The sequence below is a fragment of the Oceanicoccus sagamiensis genome, assembly GCF_002117105.1.
Taxonomy (GTDB): Bacteria; Pseudomonadota; Gammaproteobacteria; order Pseudomonadales; family Dasaniaceae; genus Oceanicoccus; species Oceanicoccus sagamiensis.
In genome coordinates, this window is record NZ_CP019343.1 from 377,471 (window position 1) to 391,887 (window position 14,417).

Here is a 14,417-nt window from a genome sequence, read left to right on the forward strand (position 1 = left end):
TAAGCCTCTTACTTAAGGCAGGCCATGGCCTCAGCAATTACCGTATTCACCCTATTAGGCAAGACTTTATTGCGATCAACAGCAAGGTACAGTGTTTCACGAATTTGATGGGGCAAACGATGTACGGTAACCGCCGCTGTGTTGCCAAACGCTTCAATCGCATAAGTGGGCAATACCGTAAAGCCCAAGCCCATACAGACCGGCTCAAGGATTAAGTTGACCTGATTAGAAAACCCCGCCGAATCAAACTGCTTCACATGCTGAAACTCGGGATAGTTGGCACTTAAAAGCAGACCGGCGTGATAAGCCCCATCAGGGTGATCGATAAAACCCAGAGCCATTAGTTGCTTCCAACTGGGCGTATTGATGCCTGCCGGCGTGATTAAACGCAACTCTTCCTCAGCCACCGCTGTAGAACTGATATCGGCCAAGGTTGAGGGACTGGTCATAAAGCCTATATCAACACTATTCTCCGCGATCAGCTGCTCAACACTAGCGTTAGGCGCAAAGCGATAATCAATCACCAGTTTGGGATGTTGTTGCTGCACGGTTAAGAGATGACGGTAAAGCTTGAGCCCCATACTACCCGGTGAAGCAATCCGCACCACGCCCTCATAAGCCGGATTAGCCCCCACCCGCATTTCAATCCCGGACAAGGCACTGATCACCTCCCGGCCTTCGAGGTAGAGGTTGTCTCCAGCATCAGTCAGCGTAAAGCTCTTGCCATGCCTGACCAGCAAAGGGCAGCCCAGATGGTCTTCCAATTTTCGTACATGCTGGCTAACGCCTGACTGTGTCATATTCAACTGCTCAGCGGTACGGGTGAAATGGCCTATTTCAACCAGGGTACAGAAGCTGCGTAACCAGACAGGGTTAATCATTATAAAATGTACTCATAATAATAATAAATGATAATTTTACATAATTTAACATCCTCTGTAACCTAGCTTCAACCTAAACGAAGGAGCAAACCATCATGAGCAACGTATACCCACGCAATTTCTCGCATATCGGCATTTCAGTGCCTGACCTGGACAAAGCCGTTAAGTTTTATACCGAAGTGATGGGCTGGTATCTGATTATGGAGCCCACTGAAATTGTTGAAGACGACAGTGCGATCGGCGAAATGTGTACCGATGTCTTTGGTGGTAATTGGGAGAAATTCCGAATTGCTCACCTCTCAACCGGTGACCGTATTGGTGTCGAAATCTTTGAGTTTAAGAATCAGGTTAACCCGGAAGATAACTTTGAGTACTGGAAGACTGGTGTATTCCACTTCTGTGTTCAAGACCCCAATGTTGAAGAACTGGCGGAAAGAATTGTCGCCGCGGGTGGTAAAAAACGGATGGAGAAACCCCGTTACTATTATCCGGGAGAAAAACCTTACCGCATGATTTATATGGAAGATCCATTTGGCAATATTCTGGAAATCTACAGCCATAGCTATGAGCTGGTATACAGCGAAGGCGCTTATTAATAAAGCCCGGTAAAACTCGTGAGGCCTGATGCAGTGATAGATAACAGGCCTCACTAGTATTGATACGCTGCTGCTCTGTTTCGGATAATGGGTTCTGATTAAGTCTGGCAGCCACCGCAATAAAAAAGATTTCTGGCATTGGCCTCTATCCGTTTGACTGGCTGCCCACACAGATGACATAGCTTAGCCTCACGGCCAAATACGGCAAAACGGGCTTGTTCAAAGGATAAACCACCTTTAAGCAACTGACGATAGCGCTTAACAGGCTGTGTCACCCCCTCCATTTTATAACTGCGCTGACTAATAGCCAGTGTCTGCCTCCCTAAGCGAGCTCGCTGTGCGGCGTTTAATTCCCTGGCCTTTAACAAGGGGTTAATGCCTGCTGCAAATAAAATTTCTGAACGCAAATAATTACCAATACCCGCTAAAAAAGCCTGATCCAGATAGAGCGATGACAAACTTTTACCGGAAAACTGGCGCTCTTGTAATCGCTTGTCTATTGCTTTGGCCGTCAGTGCCGGGCTGAGAATATCTGGCCCTATTTTGCTTAAAAAATGATGCGCCCATAAATTCTCTGTTTGCCAAACGCTGATATCACTGGCGCTATATAACAGAGCACTGTGATCATCGGTATGTAGGGCCACCCTGAGTTTCCGCTGTGTCTCAGGCAGCTCACCGCGAGGCATAATATACCAACGGCCATAGAGCTGGTTATGGGAATATAATGACCAGCCATGGTCAAAATGTGTCAGCAAGGCTTTACCCCGTGTCTCAACAGATAGCACGGTATGGCCTTGCAAAGTTTTATTATGCTTGCTGAGCTTGGGCTGCATCAATTGAACCTTTGCCATAGCCTGCCCTTTGAGTACTTGCTCAATACTATCGGCGGCGCGTCTGATCTCGGGCCCTTCTGGCATACATACTCCCGTAGCAAAGCTCTGTATAAGCACTGAATATACGTTTGCGAACCTGTTCGGGATTTAATCCAGCGCTTTAAAATGTTGAATGGCTAATTGCCTGCTTAAACCCAGGTCAACCATCGGCGCGGGATAGTCGGTTTGACTAAAAAGATCCAAGGGGGGCTGATGTATTTCCCGATTATCCAGATGGCGAAGCTCAGGGACAAAGCGACGAATAAATTCGCCATCCGCATCAAATCTTTGCCCCTGTACGACAGGATTAAATACCCTAAAATAGGGCACAGCATCCGTGCCTGTAGAAGCCGACCATTGCCAGCCCCCATTATTGGATGCCAAATAACCGTCGATTAAATGCTGCATAAAAAACCGCTCGCCCCAGCGCCAATCAATCAATAAATTTTTACTGAGAAACATGGCGGTCACCATTCTTAAGCGGTTATGCATCCAACCGGTTTCCAGCAGCTGTCGCATTGCCGCATCGACAATCGGTATACCGGTCTGCCCCGTACACCAACGCTGAAAATCCTTTTTGTCATAACGCCACGGTAGCTTTTCTGTTTTTGCCTTAAACGCTTGATGCTGGCTAACACGGGGAAAGAGATCAAGAATATGGATATAAAAATCACGCCAGATAAGTTCATTGATCCAGCACTGGATCTCCTTGTCTTCGCCCGCGCTTATATTCTGCAAGGCTTGATAAGCCACCTTTAAACACTGCCGGGGTGATAGTACGCCAATCGCCAAATAGGGTGACAGTGAGCTGGTGCCCTCTATAGAAGGAATATCCCGGCGCTGTTGATAACACCTTAAGGAGGCGTCGGCAAAGGCGGTGAGTTGTTTATAAGCAGCCGCTTCACCGGCTGGCCAACGGATCGGCGGAGCAGGTGCTAAATAAAAGTGCTGCTTATCAATTGGGTCAGGTTCAATCGGTAGTCTGGCTTGAGTTTTTATCCGGGGCGCAATGCCTGGCGGCCATGGCAACTGCCTGCGCCATTGTTTGCTAAAGGGTGTAAAGACTTGATAGGGCGAGCCATCCGCTTTAGTCACCGTGCCCGGCGCCAATACCGTCTGGTCGTGAAAAAAATGACACTCAATAGCGGACGCTGACAACTGGCTCTGACACTCAGCGTCACGTTGTTTTTCATTAAAACCATATTCGGCGTTGGCAAAAATATGGGTCACATTGCAGGACTGGCACAGTGATAATAAAGCGGCGGGCAGCTGTTTAAAGTCCGCCACGGTCACTATTTTTAGTGGTATGCCTTTATCCAGTAATTGCTGCTGCAAGCAAAGCAGGTTGTTGTAAATAAACTGCGCCTTGATGGCTGACATATCATGTTCGCGCCATTGCTCAGGTGTTATAGCAAAGCAAGCGATCAGCGGATTTCCTAAAACGCTAGCGGCCTGTAGCGCCGTATTATCATGGATGCGCAGGTCTGAGCGAAACCAGATAAGGGTGTGGCTTGGGTTATGGTTCATGGTCGACATAGGAATGGGGTTGCTGGCGGTTAAACGGTGGCAGACGGCTTATCGGCTATCACTGACTTGCTGACGGCTATCCAGCAGACTATTGGCCAACTCTAAAGCCTGATCAGCAGACGTTGCAAAACCATCAGCACCGACTTCTTTCCATAAATCCGGTGCACCGGTAAAGCCATTGCCCCCCACCATCACATAGGTCGGCCGTGTACTTTCGCTGCGAATAGCAGCGATGGTTTTGCGTAAGGTTTTGACTTGTGCATGCAGGCCAATCGATAACAGCACGACATCGGCATTAAAGCAATTGATGGTCACCGGTAAATCAGCAGCGGGCACATCGGAGCCCAGGTAGATGGTTTTCCAGCCGTCAAATTCCAATAAATAAGCAATGGTGCGAATCCCTAATTCATGGGCATTACCGGAAACAGCAGCGGCAATAACCGTCATACCGTTATCCGGCTCGCGCTGCTCCATCTGTGCCAATACCGCCATCAGGCGATGGGTGGTGGTGGTCACTAAATGCTCTTCGGCGACCGACAGTTTATTCTCATGCCACAACCGTCCTACTTCGACTTGTGCCGGTAATAACACATTAAGGTAAGCCTCTTTAACCGAGAGACCATTTTCAACCTGATCAATCACCGTATCCATACCCGCATAGACATTGCCTACCACGACGGACTGCAGGTATTGCAAAGCAATACGTTTAAAATGGCTACCCGGGTCAAGCGCCCTGATATCAGCCACTGGCTGATCATTATCATCGATGGCGTTTTCTATCTCCAGATAAGTATTGATCAGTGACTGCTCGCTGGTATTTACATACTGCAATAAAGCGGTACGGAAACAATCGACGCTATGGCGTAAATCATCCGATGCTAAAGAGCGGGCTTGCATAGCTTGTCGGGACCACTGAATACTGCTCAGAAATATCCTCGGTTCCCCTGCAATTAACGCGGCAGTTAGCTCATCGACTCGATTAGAAAAATAATCTATCCAGAGACTTTGAGTATTGTCACCGAAACGCTCCTGTAGCGTCGTATCAGCTAACGATAAATGTTGAAAAGCAAACTCTGCAATCGCAGCACGGTTGTTTTCAAGATGCTTTGCCACATCGTTATTAGTCGTCATATTATTTCGGTTCCGTTGCTTTATTTAATTCGCTCAACGTTGTAATGGTCATGGGAGAGTTTTGTGTCAAGGGCTGCGCACTGGCGGCCGCCAGTACATCAGCGACGTGATTTATCTCGGCACCATCGTCACGGTCACTGCGGATGCGGCTGAAGCGGGTCCGGATAGAATCCAGACCGACCAATAAGGCAGGCAATAAAAACAAGACAATAAAGGTGCCAAATAAGAGGCCAAAACTAATCGAAATAACCATGGGCTTTAGGAACTGAGCCTGCTCGGCCTGTTCAAATAACAGCGGTGCAATACCAACAATCGTGGTAAACGAGGTTAAGAAAACCGCCCGTAAACGCTTGCTGCCCGCCTCAACCGCGGCATCAAACGCTGCAAGACCTTTTTCCCGCAATTCCTGATAAACCACAATTAAAATAATCGAATCATTAATCACAATGCCGCAGAGGCCGAAGATACCAAAGAGGGACAGCATGGTGACATCAACGCCTAAGATCCAGTGCCCCACAATAGCGCCAACAATACTGAAAGGAATAATGCTTAGTACCGCCACCGGCCAAAGATAGGAACGAAATACCCAGGCCAAAATAATAAAGATCATAATAATAGATAGCGGCAGTGCCAGTTTGATATCACCCACGCTTTCACTCTGGTCCTGTGCCCTACCCCGGTTTTTCCAGCTAATACCGTATTTAGCCACTAATTGCGGTAGTACATCCCGCTGTAGTTGGCCACGGATTGCATTGGCGTTATTGACTTTGGAATCCACATCAGCACTGACCCGGACCGCCAGCAAACCGTTTTCATGCTTGAGGTCATCAAAGCCACGGCTAACACTTAAGTTAGCCAGATTGAGTAGCGGTGAAGTATCACCTGAGGGCAAAGCGATGGGTAATGAGTCCAGCGATTGCGAACTTTCACGGGCGCTGCGTTCCAATCTTACCCGCACTTCCACTTCGCTACCCTGATCCTGGAAAATCTGGATTAACTCACCCTCAAAGTTGGCGCGAATTTGTTCACCCAGATTCTGCCCGGTTAAACCCAACGCTCGGCCCACCGAAGACAGTTCAAAAATCAGTTGTTCTTTGCCGTAATTTAAATCATCACGGGGCGCTGAAACACCATCATACAAGGCTATTGATTCTTGTAAGTCGACTGCGGCCAGTTTTAACACGTCAGGCGAAGCGCCGGTCAGCTCCAAATCAATATCCGCACCGGGCACACCGCCACGGCTGGTTTTAATCAGGAAGAACTCCAGCCCCGGCGTATCAGGAATACGTTTTTTCCAGGCCCGGACTAATTCAGAATTGCTGGTACGACGCAAATCACCCGGCGTTAATTCGGCAACAATCTCGCCAATATTGGAGCCTCTAACACCTCTATTGGTTTCATTTTGTCGGGTCAGAACCAGCTTAATAAATTGCTCGCCAGTTTCCTGTTCTGCTTCAAATAAGGCCTGCTTGGCCTGCATCATAAAGGCTTCAACCCGTTCTGGTGGTGAGCCCGCGGTAAAACGAGCGCTAGCGGTCACAGTGGAACCATCAGGTTGCGGGAAGAAAGAAAAACCGACTTTGCCACCACCCAATAACCCAAACACAAATAGGATACCGGCAATCGACGCTGCCAGAGTAGTACGACGGTTGGCAACACACCATTTGGCTGCGGGGATATAACGCTCTTTACGAAAGCGGTTAAAGGCCGTATCAACCCGTCGGCGCAAGTTGCTGGTTTGATGCTGGGAAGAAACTTTTAAGGAATGATGAAGATGACCGGGCAAAACAATAAAACATTCCAGCAACGAAGCCATCACCACACAGATAACCACCAATGGAATAGCAAATAAAATAGACCCAGTGGAGCCGCCGATGGTCATTAAAGGTAAAAAAGCAGCAATGGTGGTTAAAGACGCAGCGGTGACTGGCGCCAACATTTTCATGGCTGCCTTTTCCGCAGCGCGGGCCGGTGAAGCCCCCTGCTGATAAAGGGTAACGGCCTCTTCACTAACCACTATCGCATCATCAACAATAATGCCCAGCGTCATAATCATAGCAAACAAAGTCATAACATTGATGGTACCGCCAAAGAAGCTTAGCGCCATCAATGCCATTAAAATAGACACCGGAATACCCGCCGCCACCCAAATCGCTACCCGACCATTGAGAAATAAATATAAAATACCCAATAGCAGTAACAAACCCGTTGCCGCATTGGAGGTCATTAAATTAATCCGCTCATCCACATTGCGCCAAATTTCATCGTAAATCATCAGCTCAATATTGGGCGGCAAATCTGCTCTGGACTGCTCAACCCACTGCTGCATATTTTCAGCAACATTAATGGCATCTTCAGTTTCGGAACGGGTTACAACAATTTCTACCGCAGGATTACCTCCGGCAAAAATCATCGCAGAATTTTCTTTAGGGGCACGTTTAATCGTGGCGATATCCCCCAACCTTAATAAGCGGCCACTGCCATCGGTACTAATAGCCAGCTGCGAAAAACCGGCAACGGAGCGCTGCTGATCCAGACTGCGCAGTTGCCGCGACATATCTTTTTCGCCAATTGCACCTGCGGGAAGATTAATACTGGCACCCCTAACCTGCTGGGCAATATCAGACAATGACAGTTTGAGTTCATTTAAACGCTCAGCCGGTAGCTCAATAGAAATTTCTTCTTCGGGTAGGCCTTTAATTTCAATCCGTGATAAACCGCGGGCCCTTAACTCACGTTCAAAGCGTTTGCTAATGGGGCGTAGCTGTTCTAACTGCGGGCCCGTCAGAACAATACGGGATACCCCTTCGTTTCTGTCGTAAATAGAAATTTGAGGTTGTTCAGAACCGGAGGGTAAATTTCTTATCAGCGAAACGGCATTTTTTACCTCATTGAGAGCCGCACTCATATCAGTACCCTGTGGGTACTCCAACGTAACCGTGGCAAGGTTATCGGTTGAGGTTGAACTGATATTCCTGACCTCATCAAGGCCCAGTAACTGGTCTTCAATCGGCTGGGTTAACGAGGCCTCAACATCTTGCGCGGCAGCTCCAGGCCACTGTACAGAGATGGTAATAATATTCAGCGCAAAGGCTGGCAATAACTGACGGGTTAATTGTGTGCTGGCCCATAAGCCCGCAAGCACCATAACTATCATGGCCAAATTAGGCGCCACAGGGTTGCGAACAAAGGTTTTTATCAGATTATTCATTGGCATCACCGGCCAGTGATAGCGGTGTTAGAGTATCTAAAGCCGCTTGCTGCGCAGGCAAAAGTTTGGACTCTTTGGCAATGGCCTGATCACTGCTTAATACGATTTTTACCAGTAAGCCATCAGTGGCATTGGACAGCTTAGTGGTAATAATTTGGTCACCGGGATTAAACTGGTCGGAACGAATTAATACCTGCGTTCGACCATCGGGCAAGCGACTTTCACCCAGGCGATTAACCTCCAACATTTGCATACGTCCATCGATCACCCGGTAGACATTATTATTGCCATAGATGGCTTCTGCGGGTACGGCAATCACATCGGCTATAGCTGGCAACTGGACTTGTATTCTTACGGTGCTACCCAGACTCAAACCTAAAGGTGCCCGCTGAAAACCAATAAAACTATCAACACCACCGCTGGACTCACGGGTTAAACCGGACACGCGAATCATTTGCCCCTCAATAAAGGTGTTATCTTTGGCCCCCGACCGCGAGGAAGCTAAAGCGACGCTGGCGGGTACCAGCAAACCTTGCTCAATACTATTGCGCAGTGACTTGGCATAGAGCGACGGAATTTGTGCCCGTATTTCCATTGCGTCAGGATTTTGTATTCTTAAAATAGGATCGCCATAGCGTACTCGGTCACCCAGAGAAATACTTAACTCTGACACCACGCCATTAAACGGTGCCACAATGGTGGCGCGCTCAAGCTCTAGAGCGGACTTATCCCGTTTGGCGGTCAGTCTGGCCAACCTGGCTTCCAGTTCAATATTTTTCGACTGGTTTTCTTGCATCACCAATTCCGCTTTGCTAACGGCTAACTCCTGACGAGTTAAGTTTTCTGTGGCCGCATCAAAGTCACTTTGTGAAAGCACATTTTTCTTAAACAGGTCTTGTGAGCGTTTATAGCGAGACTGGGTGATTTTTAACAGGCCCTGCTCTTTTTGATAGGCTGACTCCGCCTGGGTATAGCGCAAGCTGGTCAGTTTGAGTTGAGCACCGGCTTCTTTTAAATCCGCCTCACTTTCAATTACACTCAGCTGGGCATCTCTATCATCCAGCCGGGCCAGAACCGTACCTTGCAATACAGTATCACCATCGCTTACCAACAACTCACTGACCACAGCCTCAATACCTGCCGACAATTGACTGTCCTGAGGGGATTGCACCTGCCCGATTAAAGCAAGGCTTGGGCTCATCGATGCAGGCTGGGCCTCGATAATATTCACTACCCAGGATTTTTCCTGCCGGGGTGTGGGTGGTTTTTCAGAGCGCGAAAGAATTAACACAAACATTAGCAATACCCCCACAGAGAGTATCTGCAGTGGCCTGCTTTGGGGGATAAGTTTGGCTAAACGCTGTTTCATTGTTATTGAATTCCTGACTAAGGTGATAATGCAGTGACAACAAAAGTGCATTGTGTAATGTACGCGCAATAGCTTGATTTAGATTGCCAACCATCATGACCACGGCCATCCAGGGCCAATCAGTGATTGGGATAAATTCGGCAACACTAAGCCGACATCCGGCAGTATCGATAGAGAGGGGTATTGGGCCAGTATAGAATAAGACTCAGGCTGTTCTCGAACAGTAGGATTCGAGGCCAATAAACCACAAAATCAATCACTTACCGGTATTAAGACTGAAAGGCATGGCGCTGGCTCAGGGTTGTCGTTAGCGTTGCTCTGGCCACAATACAAGCAGTGAACCCATGCACCGCCTTTACGGCCACTTTTAACAACCCAACTGTCCCTTTTTGAATGCCCAATATCACCAGCATACTATAGAATCAGAAGCAAAATACATAGAACAAGTATGAGGGAGTTAGTATGAGCGGAATGCGTGACCATGAGGTTGTTTCAATTTATCCATTTAATGAGCAAGAAGTGGATACCTTGATGGGGACAGCCATTGAAAGTGTTTTAATGTGGGCGACAAAAGATGGCTGGCCGATTGGTGTTAACCATGCGTTTCTCTGGCGTGATGGCAAGATCTGGTTGACCTTTGCTTCTCACCGCCACCGTGCTGCTGCCATTCGACGTGATAATCGGGTGTCTGTGAGTGTCAGTTCGGCCACTTATCCAGAAGGTACCTCTAAGGAACTACCTCAGGGCGGTATCACGTTTAAAGGTACCGGTGAATTTTTCGATGATGAAGACACCAAAGGCTGGTTTTATCAGTCGCTGGTGGAGAAGACTCATCCGGGTGATGCGGCCATGCAGGAAGTGTTTAAAGGTATCCTTGACTCACCACTTCGCACCATTCTTTGTGTTACACCAGTTAAGAAGATTATGTATAACAGCTCACTGGTCGCCAAGCATGCCAGCGGTGAGGTCGGCGAAGACGCGTTAGGGCCACGGCTTAGCAGTGACAAAGACCGCCTGGAAAGCAACTATAAGGATAAAGGCCTCAAGCGCGACGAGTCTTAAGCGCACCATCGATAGCCACGCAGGTATCGATAACCACAGCAGTATCGATGATCAGGCAGAGCCTAACACCTGATCATCGATATATTAGCTATGAAGATGTAAGCCCGCCATCAACCGTTAATACGCTACCATTGCAGTAAGAACTATCATCTGATGCCAGAAATAAGGCCGCCTTTGCCATTTCATTCGGTGAGGAAAAACGCCCTAAAGGAATTCTTGGCAGAAAAGAATTATCTTCGCCGTCTTGCTCGCCGCTATTATCTTCGTTGTAATTGTCCAGCATTGGAGATTCCACACCGCCCACGGCAATGGTGTTAACCCGGATCTGCCTTGCACCCGCCTCAATCGCAGCCGCTCGACCCAGGCCGATAACGGCATGCTTGCTGGTGACATAGGCGGACATCATCCCCACCCCAATCACTCCCGCACCGGAGCTGCATAAGATAATGCTGCCACCGGCTGTCATTACCGGCATAGCCTCACGCAGCCCCAACCACATACCGCGGATATTACTATTTTGAACCGTATCCCATTCCTCTTCCGTCATTTCAGTCAGGGCTTTTATCGGCCCCGGAATACCGGCGAGGGCGTAAAAGATATCGAGACGGCCATAACGCTCAAGGGCCGTGTTAACCATCAGTTGGTTGCCAGCAGCGGTGGCGATATCGGCCGCGACATAACTGACTCTGTCAGTGGCCATCTCTTCGGCTGCTTTGGCCAAGGCCTGCTCATTGCGCGCCACCATTAAAACATTGGCACCTTCTTCGGCGAAGACTTTAGTGGCTGCAAGGCCAATCGTGCCTGAGGCACCGGTAATGATCGCTGTTTTGCCAGCTAGTCTAGCCATTGATACGTCTCCTGATGATATGTCCATAGGCGGGTAGATATTCTGTAAGAGGGGGTTTAAATACAGCGGTATTTATTGGGCAGCGCGGGCCTGGGCCTTTTCGAATAAATTCGCGTTGCCTCGGGTATAGTGCACATCGAGCTGTGAGCGCACAATCTTCCAGCGCCCATCCTGCTCTTGATAGTCATTAATATATTCCCCCGCCAAGGTCACATAATCATCATCGCCAGCGTGCGGGTTAGTCGGGTCCACAAAAATCATATGGTCCGCCAGTAGATAGGCCCGGCAGCTCACTCTGTCTCGGTGCATCGTGATACGGTGGTTGGTAATGGTATGGCGAGTAATATCAAAGCCATTGATAGCCGCTTGTAATACCGCCACCCAATCATCCGCAGGACGCGGTTTATCCATCGGCCCCGTGGCAGCACTTAGCTCACCATAATCCAGCATAATGTTCTCGGCAAAGCATGAACGCACCAAAGCCCAATTTTTAGTATCAATACCTTCAGCGTAGGCGTTGTACGATTTAACCAGCTCGGCTTTTAACTGATCCATATCCTGAAATGACATAAGTTCTACCTATTATTTTTTTATGGCCTGCGAAGGAATAATCCATGGTAACTACTCCCTGGTAAGCCTACGATACCATATCATCATTCAAGGTGCCGAGCCCCAAGCCCATCAAGTTAGCTTGACACAGAGAGCGCAGCGTTTAATGGGGAAACCTGTCACCTTGAATTCCATACGCGCTTTATTCCAAGCCAACACAAAGCCAGCCCAAATCATAGACATTCACTCCAGAACTGTAATATCCTCAGGCCACATTTTTCAAGATCAAGGGATAGCGCTATGAAAATAACACCTTTAATAACTCTCACCGCTGCATCTATCACCGCCTTGCTGAGCCTGCCTCTCAGCGCCGATTATGCTGGCAGTATTGTGGGCAATAAACTGGCTATTAAAGAAAGCATGCTGATCAAAGACCAACCCCTGAAGGAAGCGGGTTATTCACCCTATGCAGGTAAGAACTATCCCGTGCAGGTGCTCTGGGGCGATACCCATCTGCATACCAAACTGTCGCTGGATGCCCGAGCCTTTGGTGTCACACTGGGGCCTGCTGAGGCTTATAAACTGGCCAGAGGTGAAGAAATCAAATCCTCCCATGGCGAGCGGATCAAATTATCCCGCCCTTTGGACTGGCTGGTAGTTGCTGACCACTCCGACGCCCTGGGTGCGATGGATGAAGTGGTTAAAGGCAATAAAGAACTGCTTAAAGACCCAACAGTTAAAGACTGGTATGACCGACTACAAGCTGGCGGTGAATCCGCCCTGATGGCGACCATGGAGATTATCGAAACCTTTGCCGGTATCACCGGAGAAACCACCCCCGCCGTGTTAACCGACCCCAAGTTTGTGATGTCTGTCTGGCAGCGCTACCTAAAAACCGCGGAGCAATATAATGAGCCTGGCCGCTTTAGCGCCATTATTGGCTATGAGTGGACCTCTACCGATGGCGGCAATAATCTACACCGCAATGTGATCTACCGGAATGGTTCCGAGCAGGCCAAACAAATGCTGCCCTTTACCGCTGCTGAAAGCTTTAACCCCGAAGACCTCTGGCAGTGGATGGCAAATTATGAAGAGAAATCCGGCGGTCAGGTACTCGCTCTGGCCCACAACGGTAATGTGAGTAATGGCATTATGTTCCCGGAAATCAACCCCGAAACCGGCAAGCCTTTAACTAAAGATTACGCTAAAACCCGCAGCCGCTGGGAACCGATTTACGAAACCACCCAGATAAAAGGGGATGGTGAATCTCACCCCAAACTCTCACCCAATGATGAATTTGCCGGCTATGACACCTTATGGGATATCGGCAACCTTGGGCCGGTGCTGAAACAAGACGATATGCTGCAATATGAATACGCACGGGAAGCTTTAAAAAATGGTTTAAAACTGGAAAGCCAACTAGGTACCAACCCCTTTAAGTTTGGCATGGTGGGCTCCACCGATAGCCATACTGGTATGGCCACTGCGGAAGAAGATAATTTCTTTGGCAAGCATAGCGGCAAAGAGCCCCACCCCGGCCGCTGGGACCAGATCGTCGGTAATTTTGGTGAGGTTAAATATTACGGCTGGGAACAGGTTAGCTCAGGCTATGCGGCGGTATGGGCAACGGAGAATACCCGTGAAGCTATTTGGGATGCAATGAAACGCAAAGAGGTCTATGCCACCACCGGGTCCAGAATCACTCTGCGTTTTTTCGGCGGCTGGGACTTTACCGATAGCGATGCTGAACTGCGCGACCCCGGTTTGATCGGCTATAGCAAGGGTGTCCCGATGGGCGGTGACCTGAGCAGCGCTGCCAAAAATCAAAGCCCCAGTTTTTTAATGGTCGCCATGAAGGACCCACTCAGCGGCAATCTGGATAGAATGCAAGTGGTCAAAGGCTGGTTGGACAAAGACGGTAAAACCCATGAAAAAGTTTATGATGTTGCCTGGGGTGATGCGGATACGCGCAAACCCGGCAAGGATAATAAACTCCCTCCGGTGGGCAATACCGTTAATGTTGAACAAGCCTCCTGGACCAATACCATTGGCGATGCAGAGCTGATCACCGTATGGAAAGACCCGGATTTTGATCGCCAGCAAAAGGCATTTTACTACGCCCGCGTTATCGAAATCCCTACCCCACGCTGGACCGCCTATGACGCTAAGCGCTTTGGTGACAAGATGGATGATAAGGTGCCGATGATTACTCAGGAGCGGGCATATAGTTCACCCATTTGGTATACACCCTAAACAACCGTCGCTGTATTGAAACAACAATTGAAACAGCAGGGGCTGATAACGGCCCCTTTTTTATGACCCGCCAATCTATAAAATTCAACACCTAGCGGTATTGTGTCATCTGGCAATGC

General features: G+C 48.8%; 11 protein-coding genes. 3 read left to right on the forward strand and 8 right to left on the reverse strand.

Translation table 11 applies throughout. The features are described 5' to 3' along the window. Positions 1-8: 8 nt before the first annotated feature. Positions 9-881: a LysR family transcriptional regulator gene (locus BST96_RS01700; protein ID WP_085757022.1), complete on the reverse strand. Its 873-nt coding sequence runs from the start codon at positions 879-881 to the stop codon at positions 9-11. Positions 882-976: 95 nt separating this feature from the next. On the opposite strand from BST96_RS01700, the gene BST96_RS01705 reads away from it, so the two are divergent. Beyond that, entirely contained in the window at positions 977-1,477 is a 501-nt protein-coding gene (locus tag BST96_RS01705) for a lactoylglutathione lyase family protein (RefSeq protein WP_085757023.1), read from the forward strand. Positions 1,478-1,575: 98 nt separating this feature from the next. On the opposite strand, the gene nei is transcribed toward BST96_RS01705, so the two are convergent. The 5 genes from nei to BST96_RS01730 form a co-directional block, all read right to left on the reverse strand. After that, positions 1,576-2,394: an endonuclease VIII gene (gene nei / locus BST96_RS01710; protein WP_085757024.1), complete on the reverse strand. Its 819-nt coding sequence runs from the start codon at positions 2,392-2,394 to the stop codon at positions 1,576-1,578. A gap of 63 nt (positions 2,395-2,457) precedes the next feature. After that, entirely contained in the window at positions 2,458-3,885 is a 1,428-nt protein-coding gene (phrB, locus tag BST96_RS01715) for a deoxyribodipyrimidine photo-lyase (RefSeq protein ID WP_240554878.1), read from the reverse strand. Between the two features lie 39 nt (positions 3,886-3,924). Continuing rightward, the gene (locus BST96_RS01720; protein ID WP_085757025.1) at positions 3,925-5,007 is read right to left on the reverse strand and encodes a cobalamin B12-binding domain-containing protein; all 1,083 of its coding nucleotides are present in this window, start codon (positions 5,005-5,007) and stop codon (positions 3,925-3,927) included. Position 5,008: 1 nt separating this feature from the next. Continuing rightward, entirely contained in the window at positions 5,009-8,218 is a 3,210-nt protein-coding gene (locus tag BST96_RS01725; protein ID WP_169713861.1) for an efflux RND transporter permease subunit, read from the reverse strand. Then, entirely contained in the window at positions 8,211-9,587 is a 1,377-nt protein-coding gene (locus tag BST96_RS01730) for an efflux RND transporter periplasmic adaptor subunit (RefSeq protein ID WP_169713862.1), read from the reverse strand. Before BST96_RS01730 ends, BST96_RS01725 begins: the two co-directional genes overlap by 8 nt. A gap of 462 nt (positions 9,588-10,049) precedes the next feature. On the opposite strand from BST96_RS01730, the gene BST96_RS01735 reads away from it, so the two are divergent. Continuing rightward, a complete protein-coding gene (locus BST96_RS01735) occupies positions 10,050-10,649 on the forward strand; it encodes a pyridoxamine 5'-phosphate oxidase family protein (RefSeq protein ID WP_085757028.1) in 600 nt (199 codons plus the stop codon). Positions 10,650-10,737: 88 nt separating this feature from the next. Here BST96_RS01735 and BST96_RS01740 read toward each other — a convergent pair whose 3' ends face one another. Further along, positions 10,738-11,496, reverse strand: coding sequence for an SDR family NAD(P)-dependent oxidoreductase (locus BST96_RS01740; protein WP_169713863.1), 759 nt, complete (start codon positions 11,494-11,496; stop codon positions 10,738-10,740). A gap of 72 nt (positions 11,497-11,568) precedes the next feature. Beyond that, a complete protein-coding gene (locus BST96_RS01745; RefSeq protein ID WP_085757030.1) occupies positions 11,569-12,066 on the reverse strand; it encodes a nuclear transport factor 2 family protein in 498 nt (165 codons plus the stop codon). 279 nt (positions 12,067-12,345) lie between these two features. On the opposite strand from BST96_RS01745, the gene BST96_RS01750 reads away from it, so the two are divergent. Then, positions 12,346-14,298 carry a DUF3604 domain-containing protein gene (locus tag BST96_RS01750; RefSeq protein WP_085757031.1) on the forward strand — a complete coding sequence of 651 codons (1,953 nt, stop codon included), beginning with the start codon at positions 12,346-12,348 and terminating at the stop codon, positions 14,296-14,298. Positions 14,299-14,417 lie beyond the last annotated feature (119 nt).